The sequence below is a fragment of the Ensifer sp. M14 genome (genome assembly GCF_003355565.1).
In the GTDB taxonomy this organism is placed as follows: Bacteria; Pseudomonadota; Alphaproteobacteria; order Rhizobiales; family Rhizobiaceae; genus Ensifer.
This window is the reverse complement of sequence record NZ_QJNR01000004.1, coordinates 2,630,996-2,646,992: the sequence shown is the minus strand read 5'-3', so window position 1 is coordinate 2,646,992 and position 15,997 is coordinate 2,630,996. Positions and strand designations below refer to the sequence as shown.

Sequence of the window (15,997 nt, the reverse complement as noted above, 5' to 3'; positions counted from 1 at the left end):
ATTACATTGAAACATCAACACGTTCAACCGGACGTGCGCGTGGTGTTTCAAGTGTCCGAACTGCGCCTGCCCCTGACCGAAAACTATAGACTGTTCAGGGGGCTGCGTGACATTCAAGCCCGGAGAAACCGATGAAATCGACTTCCGCCCTGCTCTTTGCCTCCACAATCCTGTTGTCGTCGCCTGTCGCTGCGGCCGGGCCTAATGTGGTGGCTTCGATCAAGCCTGTCCACTCGCTCGTCGCTTCGATCATGCAGGGCGTCGGTGAACCCGCGCTGATCGTCGAGGGCGCCGCTTCGCCCCATACCTACAACATGAAGCCGTCGAACGCTGCGGCGCTGCAGGCAGCCAAGGTAGTCTTCTGGGTCGGTCCGGGTCTCGAAGCCTTTCTCGACAAGCCGCTCGATGCGCTGAGCGGCGACGCCAAGGTGGTGGAGCTCAGCGAAGCACCGGGTCTTGAGAAGTTGAAGTTCCGTGAAGGCGGCGCATTCGAGGCGCATGATCATGGTCATGAGGGCCACGAAGGCGAAGCCGGCCATGGCGAGGAAGGTCACAAACACGCCGAGGGCGAGGCAGAACACGACCACGCAGCAGCCCCTGAGGCCGCCGCCGCCCATGATCACGACCATGCGCATGAGGGCCATGATCACGACCACGACGGCTTCGACATGCACCTGTGGCTCGACCCGCAGAATGCCAAGGCGATGGCAGCCGAGATCGAGAAGACGCTTGCAGAAGCCGACCCTGACAATGCGGCCGCCTATAAGGCGAACCTTGAGAAGCTCAACCAGCGTCTCGACGCGCTCGACAAGTCCCTGGTTGAAACCGTCGCATCGGTGAAGGACAAGCCCTTCATCGTCTTCCACGATGCCTACCAGTATTTCGAGCATCGCTATCAGGTGCGGGTGGCCGGCTCGATCACCGTCAGCCCCGAGGTTCTGCCGGGTGCCGAGCGGCTGTCGCAGATCCACGCCAAGATCAAGGAACTGGGCGCGACCTGCGTCTTCGCCGAACCGCAGTTCGAGCCGAAGCTGATCAACGTCGTGATCGAGGGAACGCCGGCAAAATCCGGCACGCTCGACCCGGAAGCCGCCACGATCGAGGCCGGGCCGGATCTCTATTTCCAGCTGATGGAAGGCATCGGCACGTCGCTCAAGACCTGCCTCACCTCGGCAAGCTGATCCGTCCTCCCAAAGTGGCGATGGCGGGCGCTCGCGCCCACCATTCAGACTGATGACAAACCACTGAGATGGCTTGTTTGACGAGACAGGCATACCATTCTCCTCATCCTCGCCCTTGTGGCGGGGATCCAGTGATCCGACGTCCGTCGGGCAGAGGACTTTTCAGCCCACAGACTTGGGCTGGTCCCGCCGTTCCTACGGAACTGCTAGAGATCCCTGTGACAAGCACAGGGATGAGGGCGCCTTACCGGCGCCAAGGCACTCGAATGCCGAACAGGTCACGTGGGTGGCTTTGTTATCAGTCTGGAAGCGGGCGCAAGCGTCCGCTTTTTATAAACACGTCTTGCGTAACGATATAACATATAGGAAACGACAATGGAAAAGCTCCCCGTAACCGTGCTCTCCGGCTTTCTCGGCGCCGGCAAGACGACGCTGCTCAACCATGTGCTCAGCAATCGCGACGGCCTGCGCGTTGCCGTTATCGTCAACGACATGAGCGAGATCAACATCGACGCCGCACTGATCCGCGACGGCGGCGCCAACCTGTCGCGCACCGAGGAGCAGCTGATCGAAATGACCAATGGCTGCATCTGTTGCACGCTGCGCGACGATCTTCTGCGCGAGGTCCGCAATCTCGCCGAACAGAACCGGTTCGACTACCTGCTGATCGAATCGAGCGGCATCTCCGAGCCCCTGCCCGTCGCAACCACCTTCGATTTTCGTGACGAGGACGGCGAGAGCCTTGCCGATGTCGCTCGTCTGGACACCATGGTGACGGTGGTCGATGCCGCCAATCTGCTTGCGGATTATGCTTCGCTCGATTTTCTCGCCGATCGCGGCGAGACGGCGGGTGAAGGCGACACCCGCACACTGGTCGACCTGCTGGTCGAGCAAATCGAATTTGCCGATGTCGTCGTGCTCAACAAGATCGGCACGGCGACACCGGAGCAGCACGATGCGGCGCGCAAGATCATCATCGGACTGAACCCGGATGCGCGACTGGTGGAAGTGGATTTCGGCAAGGTGGAGCTTCGCGACGTGCTCGGTACCGGCCGCTTCGACCTTGCCAAGGCCGAGCAGCACCCGCTCTGGTACAAGGAACTGCACGGCTTCAAGGATCATATCCCCGAAACTGAGGAATACGGCATCCGCTCCTTCGTCTACAAGGCGCGCCGCCCGTTCGATCCCACCCGGTTCCAGGCATTTCTCGATCGTTCCTGGCCAGGTGTAGTGCGCGCCAAGGGCTTCTTCTGGCTGGCGACGCGGCCCTACCATGTCGGTGAGTTGAGCCAGGCCGGCGCGCTGGTTAGGACCTCCAAGATGGGCCTGTGGTGGGCGGCGGTGCCGAGGGAGCAATGGCCGCGCGACCCGGGCTTCCTGAAGGCCGTCGGCCCCTATATCGATCCCGTCTGGGGTGACCGTCGCCAGGAGATCGTCTTCATCGGCGCCAACCCCATGGACCAGGCCACGCTGACCGCCGAACTCGACGCCTGCCTGGTCAATGACGCCAGCTTCCAACCGGACCGCTGGCGCGACCTGCCGGATCCCTTCGCAAGCTGGTCGCAACGGGCGGCGTGATGCAGCCGGCGGGACAGCGACAGCGGCGGCCGCGCTACACTTGCATGGGACTCAATGCAGCCGGCAGGCCGGTGCCGATGTTCGATCCGTTCTTCGACGGACGGGATGAGGTGGAAGAGGTTCTCTTCCCGCCCGGTCCGCTGGAGTGGCTGCTCTTTGGCGAGCGCGAGGGGACCGAGTGTGCGGACGCTCCGTCAATGCCTCGGAGTTGACGTTGAGGACCGGCCGACCATTACCAATCTCAGGGGTGACAGAAAATTTTCTTCATTCCTGTGCCTGTCACAGGAATCCAGTCAGACCAAGTCCTTGGGCTGAGGGTCTTTTGGCCCGATAGACATCGGGCCAATGGATCCCCGCCACAAAGGCGAGGATGAGGAGGTTGGGTTCTCGGTTTTCGTCAAACAACTGCTCTCAGGGTTTTCCAGTAGTTTGGCCTGCAACCCAAAGCGTCTTAACGGGCCGTTGCCAGACCGACGATGACGCCGGTCGCCAGGCTGATCAGCAGGAAGTCGTTGTCGACGCGCACCCACTGCTGGCCGCGCGGCGGCTGGCGCAGCTTGTAGCGGCGGTAGTCACGCACCTGCGCCATATGGCGGCGCTCGGCCGGGCTCAGGCGATGGCCACGCGACCAGCGTTCCCGCTTGTTGATGATAACGCGCTTCTCGATGGTCACATGCTTGTCGACATGCCGATTGACGTTCCGGTCCGTGTGGCGGTCTGCGGGCCGGCGCTGATAGCGGTCATGGTTCTGAGCGACTTCGAAGGAACCCGCCGGTTGCGCGAAGGCTGCGACCGGCGTGATCAGGAAGGAGCTGGCGACCAGGGCGGTCAGGAGACGTTTCATCGGGGTATCCTTTCGTTATTTACGCCCCGAAAATAGATCCGCCTTCCTGAACGGAATATGAAACACTACATTACAAATAGGTAATGATATTGAACACTTATAAGACTTTCCTTACAAACGAATCCCCCCTTCGGACAGGCTGACGTAACGGAACCCATCGAAATCCGCCGCCAGTCCCCCGCCCGATGTGTCGAAGGCAAACATGCCGGCAAAGGCGCCGGTAAACGACCCATGCTCACCACGGCCGCCCTCGTCCGAGACGACGCCGGCGTCGAGCACCGGGCCGAGTGCCTGCCAATCTGCCGCGGCATCCTGACGCCAGAAGAACTGCAGGTCGTTGTCGCGGATCTCCATCGCAAGCCCGATCGGCCCTTCGGGCACCGCGATGCCGCTGCCAACAGGAAACTGCAGCCGGCCATGCGGGAAGTCGCCCGGACAGGACAGGATTGTCAGCGCGCGCCCGAGCGTCTCATGCCAGGTCAGGCCGAGCGCATGGAACTTATGGCGGTTGTAGTAGTGTGTGAGCCCTGCCACCTGCTGATAGGTCCCGGGCGCGAATTCGACGGAGGTTTCAGCGCGGAAGGAATGATGCTCCTGCCGACGGGCGACGAGGGCCTGTTCAAACCAGCTGCCGATGCTTTCGCGGGCAAAAAGCCTCAGATGCCCTGCCCGCCTCTCCAGCGAGAAGATCCGCTCGGGCAGCGGCGTTCTCAGCCATTGGAATTCGGACGGTAGCGCCGTTTCATCGAAATCGGTCTCGACCACACGCGGCGACGTCAGGCTCCGGGCGGCACCCGGCGCTTCAACCGTGATCTCGGGAACCGGCCCACCGTTTTCGAGATAGAGCCAGCCGTCGTCGCGCCAGACGCACTTCTGCAGCGCCGTCTCGCGGCCAAGCGTGCAGCGGCGCTCGGGCGGCAGCGGCCGGCCGCAGAGATGCGTGTGGTAGGCCTGCCCATCCGGCGTCTCGACATATTGCCCGTGCCCGGCGCGCTGCAGCGGCGCGTCGGGATGGTCCTTCGCGGTAATCAGGTAGGTATCCGGATGCATCTCGTAAGGACCGTCGATCGTGCGCGACCGCGCCATGGTCACGGCATGATCGTATCCCGTGCCGCCTTCCGCCGTCGTCAGATAGTACCAGCCGTTGCGCTTGAAGAGATGCGGTCCCTCGACCAGACCGAGCGGCGAGCCGGCAAAGATGTTCTTCACCGGCCCGGTAAGCCTGCGCTTTCGCTCGTCCCATTGCTGCAGCAGGATGCCGTCGAAGGCCGGATGCTTCGGCGAGCCGCCAAAACTTGTCGTGCGATGGTTCCACTGCATGTTGAGAAACCACTTGCGGCCATCGTCGTCATGGAACAGCGAAGGGTCGAAGCCGGAGGAATTCACATAAACCGGGTCGGACCAGACCGATTCGATCGCCTCCGCCGTGACGATGTAGTTGTGCGCATCCTTGAAGTTGCCGTCGAAACGCTTCACGTCGGTGTAGACGAGAAAGAACAGCCCGTCGTCATAGGAGAGGCATGGCGCCCAGACCCCGCAGCTGTCGGGGTTGCCGCGCATGTCGAGCTGGCTTGCCCGCTCCAGCGGACGGCGCACCAACCGCCAGTTTACCAGATCGCGCGAATGGTGGATCTGCACGCCCGGATACCACTCGAAGGTGGACGTGGCGATGTAATAGTCATCGCCCACCCGGCAGATCGACGGGTCCGGGTTGAAGCCGGGCAGGATCGGATTGCGAATCAGGGCAGTCATACCAGGGCGTCCTCCAATTGTCGGCCGCATCCAGCCCCAAAACCTGCGATTTTTCAAGCCTGCAACGTTACAGTTGACGGCAGGACATATGCCGCCGCTGGCGTGCTTCCGGCAGTATCGGGGTCACCGACATTCACATCTGCAAGTGAAACCCACTGGCGATACTGGCCAGCAGCCTGTCGTGCACAAGGATTGGGCAATCGCCTTTCAGACCCATTCGACTTTAGTCTGGGGTGGCGGAACTAACCGGGAAAATCGAGCCGCGGACTTGAACGCGGGCTTGAAATCGGCACTCTGACTGTGCTTGGCACAAAAACCAAAACAGCCACTGCGGGGAGGAAATCGATGAAAGCGTTACTCGGCTTCAGCCGACTTATAGACACGACGACGGAGTTCATCGGCAAGTCGGTGTCCTGGCTCATCCTGATCGCTGTGCTCGTCAGCGCCGGCAACGCCATCATCCGGAAAATCTTCAACATGTCGTCGAACGCCTGGCTCGAGGCGCAGTGGTATCTGTTCGGCGCGGCATTCATGCTGGCTGCCGCCTACACGCTGAGCCAGAACGAACATATCCGCATCGATGTCGTCTACGGCAAGTTCTCGCGCCGCGTTCAGCACTGGATCGACCTGTTCGGCCACGTGTTCTTCCTGATGCCTTTCGTTCTCCTTATGCTCTACTACTTAGTGCCCTACGTGAAGATGTCCTACGTGTCGGGCGAAGGCTCATCGAGTGCCGGCGGCCTGATCATCTGGCCGGCCAAGGCGATCCTGCTTTTCGGCTTCCTGCTGCTCGCCTTCCAGGGCGTCTCCGAGATCATCAAGAAGATCGCGATCATGACCGGCAAGATGGACGACCCGACGCCATATGTGCCGACGCATGCGCCGCTTGACGACGTCGTCGCTCCGGAGGCCCGTCCATGATCGAATTCATTGCTGAAAACCTGGCACCGATCATGTTCGTTTCGTTGATCGTGTTCCTGCTTCTGGGCTATCCCGTCGCCTTCTCTCTTGCCGCCAACGGCCTCTTGTTCTTCATCATCGGCGTGGAGCTTGCTCCCATGTCGGATTCGATCAACCTCTCCTGGCCGTTGCTCAACGCGCTTCCCGACCGGTTCTGGGGGGTGATGTCGAACGACACATTGCTCGCCATCCCCTTCTTCACCTTCATGGGGATCGTGCTCGAGAAATCGGGCATGGCGGAGGACCTGCTCGACACCATAGGCCAGCTCTTCGGCCCGATCCGGGGCGGTCTCGCCTATGCCGTCATCTTCGTCGGCGCGCTGCTTGCAGCCACGACCGGCGTCGTTGCCGCCTCGGTCATCGCCATGGGCCTGATCTCGTTGCCGATCATGCTGCGCTACGGCTACGACCGGAAGGTCGCCTCGGGCGTTATTGCCGCCTCCGGCACGCTCGCCCAGATCATCCCGCCGTCGCTGGTGCTGATCGTCCTTGCCGACCAGCTCGGCCGTTCGGTCGGCGACATGTATGCCGGCGCGCTCATCCCGGGCCTGATCCTGACCAGCCTCTATATGGGCTATATCCTGATCATGACGTTCGTCCGGCGTGACTCCATGCCGGCGCTGCCGCTGGCCGCCCGCACACTCGGCTCCGGCGTCACCTCCTTGCTGGTCGCACTCGTCGTTGCCGCCGCATTCGCCTACGGCGCGCATATCTACCTCTACCCGACGAATGGAGCCAATGCCGACATCCTCGGCGCGACCGCGGGCGTTGCCTTCATCTACGTCGTGGCCCTTCTCGACCGTGGCCTGAAGATCAATGCGATGTCACGGCTTGCCCAGCAGGTCATCATCGTGCTGATCCCGCCGCTGGCGCTGATCTTCCTGGTGCTCGGCACAATCTTCCTCGGCATTGCCACGCCGACGGAAGGCGGCGCCATGGGTGCGGTCGGCGCGCTGATCATGGCAGCGGCAAAGAGCCGCCTCACCATGGAGGTCGTGCGTTCGGCGCTCGCGGCAACGACGAGGCTTTCGGCCTTCGTGCTGTTCATCCTCATCGGCGCCCGCGTGTTCTCGCTGACCTTCTACGGGGTCAACGGTCACCTCTGGGTCGAACATCTGCTGACGGCGATGCCGGGCGGCGAAACGGGCTTCCTGATCGCCGTCAACCTGCTCGTCTTCTTCCTGGCGTTCTTCCTCGACTTCTTCGAGCTTGCCTTCATCATCGTGCCGCTCTTGGCTCCTGCCGCAGACAAGCTCGGCATCGACCTGATCTGGTTCGGCGTGCTGCTCGGCATCAACATGCAGACGAGCTTCATGCATCCGCCCTTCGGCTTCGCGCTCTTCTATCTGCGCTCGGTCGCGGCCAAGGTGCCCTATCTCGACAAGGTCACCGGCAAGGTCACGCAGCCGGTGACGACGGGGCAGATCTATTGGGGGGCCGTGCCCTTCGTCGGCATCCAGATCATCATGGTGGCACTGACGATCATGTTCCCGCAGATGGTCATGCACTACAAGGGAAGCGGCGAAGTCATCGATCCGAACACCATCAAGATCGAGGTGCCCGGCTTCGGTGCCGGCGGCGGCGGGCTGACGCTCCCCGACAATGGCGGCGGCCTCGGCCTTCCTGGCGGCCTCCAGCTTCCCGGCGGCAGCCCGCTCGACCAGAAGCCGGCCGATCAGGGCGGCGGTGGGCAGCCGCAGACGGCACCGTCAAACGACCTCAGCCAGCCGCCTTCGTTCAAGTAACGGCAAATCGGGGCGGCCCCATTCAGGGCCGCTCCCAAGACTGCTGACAAAGTCATCCTTAGCTGTTAGCGGGCCATCGGGACGGCGCGGCGCTAACGACGCCCACCCTCATTCCTGTGCCTGTCACAGGAATCCAGCCAGCCCAAGTCCTTGGGCTGAAAGGCCTTCGATCTGACGGACGTCAGCTCGCTGGATTCCGGCACAAGGCCGGAATGAGGGAGAACTGAACGAGCCTCCCGTCCAACAGACATCCTCAAGCTTTGTCATCATGCTCGGGCCGGCCCTTGCCAAGCCCTCCCTCATTCCTGTGCCTGTCACAGGAATCTAGCCAACCCAAGTCCTTGGGGTGAAAGGTCTTTGATCTGACGGACGTCAGTTCGCTGGATTCCGGCACAAGGCCGGAATGAGGGAGAACTGAACGAGCCTCCCGTCCAACAGACATCCTCAAGCTTTGTCATCATGCTCGGGCCGGCCCTTGCCAAGCCCTCCCTCATTCCTGTGCCTGTCACAGGAATCTAGCCAACCCAAGTCCTTGGGGTGAAAGGTCTTTGATCTGACGGACGTCAGTTCGCTGGATTCCGGCACAAGGCCGGAATGAGGGAGACCTGAACGAGCCTCCCGTCAAACAAGCATTCTCAAGCTTGATTGTCATGCTCGGGCGGCCCTTGTCAGGGTCGCCCGTTTTCCTTTCGTCGCCGAGTTCATCAGCGCAGAAGCGCTTAAAGCAAACCCTCAGTCCAGCCGCTTGGCCGGATTGTCGCGATACCAGTCGACGATCATCGGCATCATCTCTTCGAACGGGCCACCGACGAAGACATTGAGCAGGCCCATGCGCGACGTGCTCTCGTTGCGAAAATCGTGCAGGGTTCCGCGCGGGATGACGCAGATCGACCCCTTCTCCATCCGGTGCCAGGTGTCGCCGACCAGAATGTTGGCGGTTCCTTCGATCACATAGAAGATCTCGTCTTGGTCGTCGTGCTTGTGCGCGCCCGGCCCCTCGTGACGCGCCTCCACCCACCATTCGGAGATTGAAAACCGGCCTTGGGTTTCCGGACCGTCGGCTTTGAACACGGCCTGTATCGCGCCCATGTCGTAACCTCGGCCGCCGCCGGGGCCGAGCACGATCGATTGGTTTTCGCTCGGCATGGCATCCTCCTCTTCGAGCGCTGAGGCGACAACCTTACCACGAAATCAGCAAACCACGCCCATAGGTAGCCGGAACGAAAAAACCGCCCGCAACCGAGGTTGCGAGCGGTTTTCGTCCGTTCGATGCCGCTTCCCATCAGCAATGGGAAGCTCCTTTGGCCGGGTGCAGGCTTAGAGCTTGCCGCCGCGCTGCTGGATCATCATGAAGGTGTCGTAGTTGTATTCGGCGATCTGGGCGTTGAGGTAGTACTCACCACGGAATGCTTTGATCGAATCCCAGATCTTCTTGAAGGTCGGGTTCGTGGCTTCCATTTCGGCGTAGACTTCGTTGGCCTTTTCGAAGCAGGCCGACAGGATTTCGGCGCTGAACGGGCTGAGCTTGGCGCCTGATGCCACCAGGCGCTTGATCGCCGAGGGGTTCAGGTAGTCGTACTTCTGCAGCATGTTCGCGTCGGTTGCCTGGCAGGCGGTGCGCAGCAGCGACTGGTAGTTTTTCGGCAGGCCGTCGAAGGCCGCCTTGTTGAACATGGCGTGGACCGTCGGGCCACCTTCCCACCAGCCGGGATAGTAGTAGTAGGGCGCGACCTTGTAGAAGCCGAGCTTCTCGTCGTCATAGGGGCCGACCCACTCAGCAGCGTCGATGGTGCCCTTTTCGAGCGCCGGATAGATGTCGCCGCCGGCGATCTGCTGCGGCACGACGCCGAGCTTTTCGACCACCTTGCCGGCGAAGCCGCCGATGCGCATCTTCAGGCCCTGCATATCGGCAACGGTCTTGATTTCCTTGCGGAACCAGCCGCCCATCTGCACGCCGGTGTTGCCGCCGGGGTAGCCGACGAGACCCTGGGTCGCCAGGAACTCGTTGAAGAGGTCGATACCGCCGCCATGGTAGTGCCAGGCGTTCATGCCGCGCGCGTTGAGCGCGAAGGGAACGGCCGCACCGAGCGCCCAGGTCGGGTCCTTGCCCCAGTAATAGTATGCGACCGTATGGCAGGCCTCGACCGTACCGGCAGCAGCAGCGTCAGCCGCCTGCAGGCCGGGCACGATTTCACCGGCTGCAAACACCTGGATCTGGAAAGCGCCGTCGGTCGCTTCGGAAACATATTTCGACAGGACTTCGCCGCCGCCATAGATCGTGTCCAGCGACTTGGGGAACGACGAGGCAAGGCGCCAGTTGATCTTCGGGTTTGCCTGCGCGATGGCCGGCGATGCGAGCGCAGACGCACCAGCAGCAGCCAAGCCGCCGAGGCTTGCGTTTTTAATGAATGAACGGCGATCCATGGTTCCTCCCTATTTCCGCCAAGGCAAAATCCGGCGCTACCGTGGTCGCACCTTCGCCCAATGGAACCTCACTGCCATTGTGGCATGTGCAAGGCCCCGCTCCTCCTCCTAAAGCGCATCGCGATCTCTCGCAGACGCTGCCTGCGCCTTATTCTTTCTTGCTGCGCATGTCGTCATCACAAAACCGCTTCGCAATTTTGTGCGACATGCCTCAGAGCCATCCGTGTCGCAACGCGAACCGGCGGCATCGACGCACCTTACACGCTCACTTATGCATGTCCAGCGGACGCTTTCCGGCGCATCTTCGACTTTTGTCTAATGCGCCGGAAGGCCGTGTTCATTGCCCAAAATCGAGGCAAATCAATATATTCGGCGGACTAAAGCTCGGCCGACGTGGCCCAGAGATTGACGTCTGCTTCGCGGGCGTAAAGATCGATCTCGGCCAGCTCTTCCGCCGTGAACGTGTCGTTTTCAAGCGCCTTGACGCAATCGACGATCTGCTCGGAACGGCTGGCGCCGATCAGCGCCGAGGTGATGCGGCCGTTGCGCAGCACCCAGGCAAGCGCCATCTGCGCCAGCGTCTGGCCGCGCTTTTCGGCAATGCCGTTGAGCTTGCGGATGTTGTCGATGATCTCCGGCCGGATGAAGTCCTTCTTGAGGAAGTGGTTCTGGGCAGCACGGCTGTCCTGCGGAATGCCGCCGAGATACTTCGTCGTCAGCATGCCCTGGGCGAGCGGCGAGAAGACGATCGAGCCGATGCCGAGATCTTCCAGCGTGTGCACGAGGCCGTCATCCTCGATCCAGCGGTTGAGCATGGAATAGCTCGGCTGGTGGATCAGGCACGGTGTGCCAAGGTCCTTCAGGATCGCGGCCGCCTCGCGGGTACGCTGCGAATTGTAGGAGGAGATGCCGACATAGAGCGCCCGGCCTGAACGCACGATATGGTCGAGCGCGCCACAGGTTTCTTCCAGCGGCGTGTCCGGATCGAAGCGGTGCGAATAGAAGATGTCGACATAGTCGAGACCCATGCGCTTCAGGCTCTGGTCGCAGGACGCGATCAGATACTTGCGGCTGCCCCACTCGCCATAGGGGCCCGGCCACATGTCGTAGCCGGCCTTGGACGAGATGATCAGTTCGTCGCGCAGATGCGCGAAGTCCGTGCGCATGATTTCGCCGAAGGCGGTCTCGGCCGAGCCCGGAGGCGGGCCGTAATTGTTGGCGAGATCGAAATGAGTGATGCCGAGATCGAATGCCGTCCGGCACATGTCGACCTTGCGGTCGTGCGGGGTATCGCCGCCGAAATTGTGCCAGAGCCCCAGCGAGATCGCCGGCAGCTTCAGGCCGGAGCGGCCGACGCGGTTGTACTTCATGGTGTCGTAGCGGTTTTCCGCCGGTAGCCAGGTCATTGTTACTTCTCCGCGATCGGGTGCAGGTGACGGTCAGCCGCCATCCAAAATACTGAAAGGTTCCGCAGCCTGCGTCGGAAACTCTGCAGGGCAAGCTCTAGCGCATATGCAGGACACCCGGAATCCTTATTCGAAGTGTTGCACACAGTTTCCAGCTTCAAGGACGAGACTTCGGCAGGAGGACGCAGCCATCGTGAACATTATAATCAGTCTTCGGCTTACGCCCCATCGGGGGATGCGGCTTTGACAAAAGCTTCACCGGCAATGGGAACGGCAACGTGCGCCCCTCACCTTCTATCCGCTGCTTTTCGTCAAGCATCATACCGAGCAGCGCTGCGTTACCTTCTTCTGAAGACGGCCGATCCGGCAGCAGTTCGTGGCGAACAAAGCTCTCTTCTTCCGACCGTTTGCCGATCATGGCAAGCAGCCCGACTTCACTTGAGACTATCTGATCTGCAATCCCGCCAGAAGGAAGCCATTGCGTACCGCCTGAAGCCAGCTCCATCGCCACATCTGGTGCCATCATTTGCAGAATGAGTATTGCTGTTGACGCATCGCATTCGGGCTGACTCACGACCCAGAGGAGAATGTCATAGATTTCAGAATAGTCCCAGTTCAGACCAACCAATTTGTGCCACATGTCAGGATCCCGCGGCGCTTCCGTCTTGAGCCATTCGGGGACATGGTAAATCTGCAATTGATCGAACCTCGACCAATACTCATCCTCTACGCGTTGGTGCTCGGCGGCGAGCTTGGTTTCGCGCCTCGACCGCCACTTGGCGGCCATACGATCGATCCGCGCTCGAGGGTATGATTTACCTAGTGCCGGCCCGCCGTAAAGGTCGCGCAATTCTTGGAATGTCTTCTGCTCTTGCTTAGAAAGCCGGGCAAGCGTGCGCTTGAATTCCCGATCGCTCATGCTCGTTGTAGCGTGCAACAATTCGAAAAAGCGCATCTCGCGTTTGGTGAGGTCGGCAAATTCCGGCGGCGGCCCGCCGCCCTTTGCCTCGGAGAACGCTTCCAGCGTGCCAAGCATGGCGTCCAGTGGCAAAATGCCGTGGCCCCGTGCGCGCGAACCGGATAGAAAGCTTGCGCGAGCCGCGTCATAGATTTCGGGCAATTTGCCCAGTGCCCTGTTCAGCCTGCGCCGGTTCACATGCCGGTAGAGAAGGAACAGACAACTCAGGACGACAACGACGATCCAAAACAGCGTCTCGACACGCACACCAACACCCCAGATTGCACTTCTAGTACATTATGCACCCTGCATTGCCGAGAGGTTAAGCGGTATCGGAAATGTACCGTCACTGGCCATCGCACTGGGGGCCTCCCCCTTTGGAAGCGCCCCAGTGCGAATTCGGGCAGCCGTTGAACTAGGAGGCTGCGGCGCTTCGCTCTAAGAGCACCTCTTCTTCCACCTGGCGCAGCAGCGCCCGTGCCTCCTCTATCCCGAGCGCTGCCGGCTGGGTGCAGGTGGTCGTGAGCTCGATGAAACGCCCCTCCTCGCCGGACTTCAGGATCGACACCATCACGTCGACGCCGTGCAGCGCGCGGTCGAGCGAGCAACGGGCATCGCGGCCTTCCAGAATGGCGATCGCCATATCGGCAAGACCAGCGGTGCGGTAGTTCGCCATCGGCCCCTGCGGGTGCTCCTGGTTTTCGACCGCAAAGGGGTGATCCCACATTTCGAGCGGCTGGATGTCCTTGTCGCGGCCGCTCGCCTCGACCTTGCCACCGAAGAAATTGGGATCGGGCACGAAGATCGAACCTTCGGTGCCGTAGAGTTCCATATTGGCGTGGCGGTGCGACCAGACATCCCAGCTTGCCGACAGCGTGATCGTCGCGCCGTTCGCGAACTCCAGCAGTGCATGAATGTTGGTCGGCGTCTTGACCGGGATTTCTTCACCGTTGCGCGGTTCGCTGGTGATCGTGCGCGTCGGATTGGCCATGGAAGAGAGCGCCGCGACACGCTTTACCGGGCCGATCAGGTTGATCAGGTTGGCGATATAGTAGGGTCCGAGATCGAGGATCGGCCCGCCCCCCGGCAGGAAGAAGAAGTCCGGGTTCGGATGCCACATCTCCATGCCTGGGCTCAGAACGTGGCAGGTGCCCGACGTGACGCGACCGATCTTGCCGGCATCGATCACGCTGCGGGCAAGCTGATGCGCGCCGCCGAGGAAGGTATCGGGGGCGCAGCCGACCGTCAGGCCCTTGGCCCTGGCAAGAGCGCGAAGTTCCTCGCCCTGCTCCAACGAAAGCACCAGCGGCTTTTCCGAGTAGACGTGTTTTCCCGCTTCGAGAATGCTCTTCGATACTGGGAAGTGGGCGTCCGGGATCGTCAGGTTGACGACGATATCGACATCCGGATTGGCGAGAAGCGCCTCGATGCTCTCCGCCTTGACGCCATACTCAGTCGCCCGCGCTTCGGCTGCCGCCGCATTGATATCGGCGCAGGCGACGATCCTGATGCCCCGGAAAAGCGGCGCAAGCTTGAAATAGGTGGTGGAGATGTTGCCGCATCCGATGATGCCGACGCCAAGTTCCTTGGTCATGGAGTGAACCTGTTTCTCAATAGGATTGGATGGAGGCGAGCGAGCGCTTGGCAAAGCGTTGGAAGTCACTCGGATTGTCGTGCTCGGCGATGAAATAGCGCGCCTTGGTGCCCGAAAGCGCCTGGAACAGGCCCTTCCAGTCGACCGTGCCCTCGCCGACATCGGCCCAGCCGTCCTCGTCCTTCTTCTCGCCTGATGGCGCGATGTCCTTCACGTGCACGGCGGTGATCCGGTCGGCATATTTCTTGATCCAGGCGATCGGGTCGGCGCCACCACGGATGATCCAGGCGATGTCAGCCTCCCAGGAGAGATCCGGCCCGCCCGCAAAAATCAGGTCCTGCGGAATGCTGCCGTCCGGCAAGGCAAAGAATTCGAAATCATGGTTGTGCCAGCCGAAGATGAGGCCGGCATCGCGGTAGGGCTTTCCGGCCTTCTGCAGGCGCACGCCAAAGGCGCGCCAGCCGGCGGCGTCCGTCGGGCGATGTTCCGGCAGCAGGTAAGGGCAATAGATCGCGCGGATGCCGAGCGCCTTGGCGATTTCGAGCACGCGTGCCGGATCGCTTTCGAGCATGTCGAGACCGAAATGCGCCGTCGGCATGGCCAGGCCATTCTCGTCGAGACCGCTCTTGAAGCTGGCGATCTCCGCGTCGCTGAGTGCTGCGTAGAGCGCGCCGTAGCCTTCGACCTGGCTGTAGCCGGCATCGCCGAGCGCCTTCAGCACATTGGCAAAGGGTGGGAAATTACGGGCGCTATAGAGCTGGAAACTGACATCTTTCATCAAAGATCCTCCTCGGGAAATCATTGTGATCGGTCTGATCGGTAGGAGCGGGACAGGGACATCCCGCCCGTGTTGTCATCCCGCCCTGAGCCAGGTGTCGTAGTCCGACACCAGCAGATGGACGGGGGATGCGTCTTCCTCGATCGCCGAGAAGCGACCGACGGGTTCGCGGAAGTAATTGTCCGTGAGGTCGTCGTTGACGGTCGAAACCTCGCCCATCAACACGTCTCCATCCTCCGCCCAGAAGGCGTGCCAGTTGCCGGGCAGAAGCGTCACGCTCTCGCCGGGAAGCAGCTTCAGGAGATCGCCGGCCTTCAGCCGCCGCAGCCGCGCATCGGTCGCCACCTCGACATCGCTCTCCTCGTCGACGCTGCCGTCGGGGCGCGAATTGTACATCTGCAGCACGAGCGTGCCGCCGCCGCGGTTGATGATGTCCTCGGTCTTGATCGCGTGGCGATGCAGCGGATTGACCTGACCGTTTCGGGTGATCATCAGCTTTTCGGCATAGACCATGCCCTGCCCTGTCGTGAGGTTCGAAACATCGCCGTTGCGGAGCGTGAAGAGCACGAGGCCGAATTCGTCGAAACGGCCCTTGCCATAATCGGTAATGTCCCAGCCAAGACGGGCATCGTAGATGGCAGGGCAATCGGAGGCGACGCGCGCCTTCATCTCCTCCGGCTTCCAGTAGGCAAAGGGTGGAAGCGTGAAGCCGAAGCTGCGCATGAAGGCATCGCTGCGGGCGATAATGTCGTTGACGTGGCTACGTTTCATGATGGG

Annotated in this window: 13 protein-coding genes; 4 read left to right on the top strand and 9 right to left on the bottom strand. The window is 61.3% G+C overall.

Annotation, left to right across the window (positions count from 1 at the left end):
- Positions 1–131 precede the first annotated feature (131 nt).
- Both znuA and zigA read left to right on the top strand, forming a co-directional pair.
- Entirely contained in the window at positions 132–1,181 is a 1,050-nt protein-coding gene (gene znuA, locus BLJAPNOD_RS12735) for a zinc ABC transporter substrate-binding protein ZnuA (RefSeq protein WP_115420074.1), read from the top strand.
- A 375-nt stretch (positions 1,182–1,556) separates the two neighbouring features.
- The gene (gene zigA, locus BLJAPNOD_RS12730; RefSeq protein WP_115420073.1) at positions 1,557–2,759 is read left to right on the top strand and encodes a zinc metallochaperone GTPase ZigA; all 1,203 of its coding nucleotides are present in this window, start codon (positions 1,557–1,559) and stop codon (positions 2,757–2,759) included.
- 451 nt (positions 2,760–3,210) lie between these two features.
- On the opposite strand, the gene BLJAPNOD_RS12720 is transcribed toward zigA, so the two are convergent.
- Both BLJAPNOD_RS12720 and BLJAPNOD_RS12715 read right to left on the bottom strand, forming a co-directional pair.
- On the bottom strand, positions 3,211–3,603 hold the full coding sequence (locus BLJAPNOD_RS12720) for an RcnB family protein (protein WP_115420071.1): 393 nt from the start codon (positions 3,601–3,603) through the stop codon (positions 3,211–3,213).
- Between the two features lie 111 nt (positions 3,604–3,714).
- Positions 3,715–5,355, bottom strand: a complete 1,641-nt coding sequence (locus BLJAPNOD_RS12715) for a glycoside hydrolase family 43 protein (RefSeq protein ID WP_115420070.1) — start codon at positions 5,353–5,355, stop codon at positions 3,715–3,717.
- A gap of 345 nt (positions 5,356–5,700) precedes the next feature.
- Here BLJAPNOD_RS12715 and BLJAPNOD_RS12710 point away from each other — a divergent pair, with 345 nt between their 5' ends.
- Both BLJAPNOD_RS12710 and BLJAPNOD_RS12705 read left to right on the top strand, forming a co-directional pair.
- A complete protein-coding gene (locus BLJAPNOD_RS12710) occupies positions 5,701–6,276 on the top strand; it encodes a TRAP transporter small permease subunit (protein ID WP_115420069.1) in 576 nt (191 codons plus the stop codon).
- Entirely contained in the window at positions 6,273–8,060 is a 1,788-nt protein-coding gene (locus BLJAPNOD_RS12705; RefSeq protein ID WP_115420068.1) for a TRAP transporter large permease subunit, read from the top strand. The genes BLJAPNOD_RS12710 and BLJAPNOD_RS12705 overlap by 4 nt, the downstream gene beginning before the upstream one ends.
- Positions 8,061–8,792: 732 nt before the next feature.
- Here the strand turns inward: BLJAPNOD_RS12705 and BLJAPNOD_RS12695 are convergent.
- The 7 genes from BLJAPNOD_RS12695 to BLJAPNOD_RS12665 all read right to left on the bottom strand — a co-directional run bounded on the left by BLJAPNOD_RS12695 (position 8,793) and on the right by BLJAPNOD_RS12665 (position 15,991).
- Positions 8,793–9,206 carry a cupin domain-containing protein gene (locus BLJAPNOD_RS12695; protein WP_077503790.1) on the bottom strand — a complete coding sequence of 138 codons (414 nt, stop codon included), beginning with the start codon at positions 9,204–9,206 and terminating at the stop codon, positions 8,793–8,795.
- A 171-nt stretch (positions 9,207–9,377) separates the two neighbouring features.
- Positions 9,378–10,484: a TRAP transporter substrate-binding protein gene (locus BLJAPNOD_RS12690; RefSeq protein WP_077503791.1), complete on the bottom strand. Its 1,107-nt coding sequence runs from the start codon at positions 10,482–10,484 to the stop codon at positions 9,378–9,380.
- Between the two features lie 377 nt (positions 10,485–10,861).
- A complete protein-coding gene (mgrA, locus tag BLJAPNOD_RS12685) occupies positions 10,862–11,890 on the bottom strand; it encodes an L-glyceraldehyde 3-phosphate reductase (protein WP_115420066.1) in 1,029 nt (342 codons plus the stop codon).
- 157 nt (positions 11,891–12,047) lie between these two features.
- Positions 12,048–13,115 carry a DUF4274 domain-containing protein gene (locus BLJAPNOD_RS12680; RefSeq protein WP_115420065.1) on the bottom strand — a complete coding sequence of 356 codons (1,068 nt, stop codon included), beginning with the start codon at positions 13,113–13,115 and terminating at the stop codon, positions 12,048–12,050.
- 148 nt (positions 13,116–13,263) lie between these two features.
- Complete coding sequence (locus BLJAPNOD_RS12675; RefSeq protein ID WP_115420064.1) at positions 13,264–14,442, bottom strand: Gfo/Idh/MocA family oxidoreductase; 1,179 nt, start codon at positions 14,440–14,442, stop codon at positions 13,264–13,266.
- Between the two features lie 16 nt (positions 14,443–14,458).
- Positions 14,459–15,220, bottom strand: coding sequence for a sugar phosphate isomerase/epimerase (locus BLJAPNOD_RS12670; protein WP_115420063.1), 762 nt, complete (start codon positions 15,218–15,220; stop codon positions 14,459–14,461).
- Between the two features lie 75 nt (positions 15,221–15,295).
- On the bottom strand, positions 15,296–15,991 hold the full coding sequence (locus BLJAPNOD_RS12665; protein WP_115420062.1) for a D-lyxose/D-mannose family sugar isomerase: 696 nt from the start codon (positions 15,989–15,991) through the stop codon (positions 15,296–15,298).
- Positions 15,992–15,997: the final 6 nt, after the last annotated feature.

What these genes read in the sequence shown, in the direction of transcription:
- zigA (WP_115420073.1), top strand. Translation starts at nt 1,557, where the DNA reads ATGGAAAAGCTCCCCGTAACCGTGCTCTCCGGCTTTCTCGGCGCCGGC.
- BLJAPNOD_RS12715 (WP_115420070.1), bottom strand. Translation starts at nt 5,355, where the DNA reads ATGACTGCCCTGATTCGCAATCCGATCCTGCCCGGCTTCAACCCGGAC.
- mgrA (WP_115420066.1), bottom strand. Translation starts at nt 11,890, where the DNA reads ATGACCTGGCTACCGGCGGAAAACCGCTACGACACCATGAAGTACAAC.
- BLJAPNOD_RS12670 (WP_115420063.1), bottom strand. Translation starts at nt 15,220, where the DNA reads ATGAAAGATGTCAGTTTCCAGCTCTATAGCGCCCGTAATTTCCCACCC.
- BLJAPNOD_RS12695 (WP_077503790.1), bottom strand. Translation starts at nt 9,206, where the DNA reads ATGCCGAGCGAAAACCAATCGATCGTGCTCGGCCCCGGCGGCGGCCGA.
- BLJAPNOD_RS12690 (WP_077503791.1), bottom strand. Translation starts at nt 10,484, where the DNA reads ATGGATCGCCGTTCATTCATTAAAAACGCAAGCCTCGGCGGCTTGGCT.
- BLJAPNOD_RS12720 (WP_115420071.1), bottom strand. Translation starts at nt 3,603, where the DNA reads ATGAAACGTCTCCTGACCGCCCTGGTCGCCAGCTCCTTCCTGATCACG.
- znuA (WP_115420074.1), top strand. Translation starts at nt 132, where the DNA reads ATGAAATCGACTTCCGCCCTGCTCTTTGCCTCCACAATCCTGTTGTCG.
- BLJAPNOD_RS12675 (WP_115420064.1), bottom strand. Translation starts at nt 14,442, where the DNA reads ATGACCAAGGAACTTGGCGTCGGCATCATCGGATGCGGCAACATCTCC.
- BLJAPNOD_RS12705 (WP_115420068.1), top strand. Translation starts at nt 6,273, where the DNA reads ATGATCGAATTCATTGCTGAAAACCTGGCACCGATCATGTTCGTTTCG.
- BLJAPNOD_RS12710 (WP_115420069.1), top strand. Translation starts at nt 5,701, where the DNA reads ATGAAAGCGTTACTCGGCTTCAGCCGACTTATAGACACGACGACGGAG.
- BLJAPNOD_RS12665 (WP_115420062.1), bottom strand. Translation starts at nt 15,991, where the DNA reads ATGAAACGTAGCCACGTCAACGACATTATCGCCCGCAGCGATGCCTTC.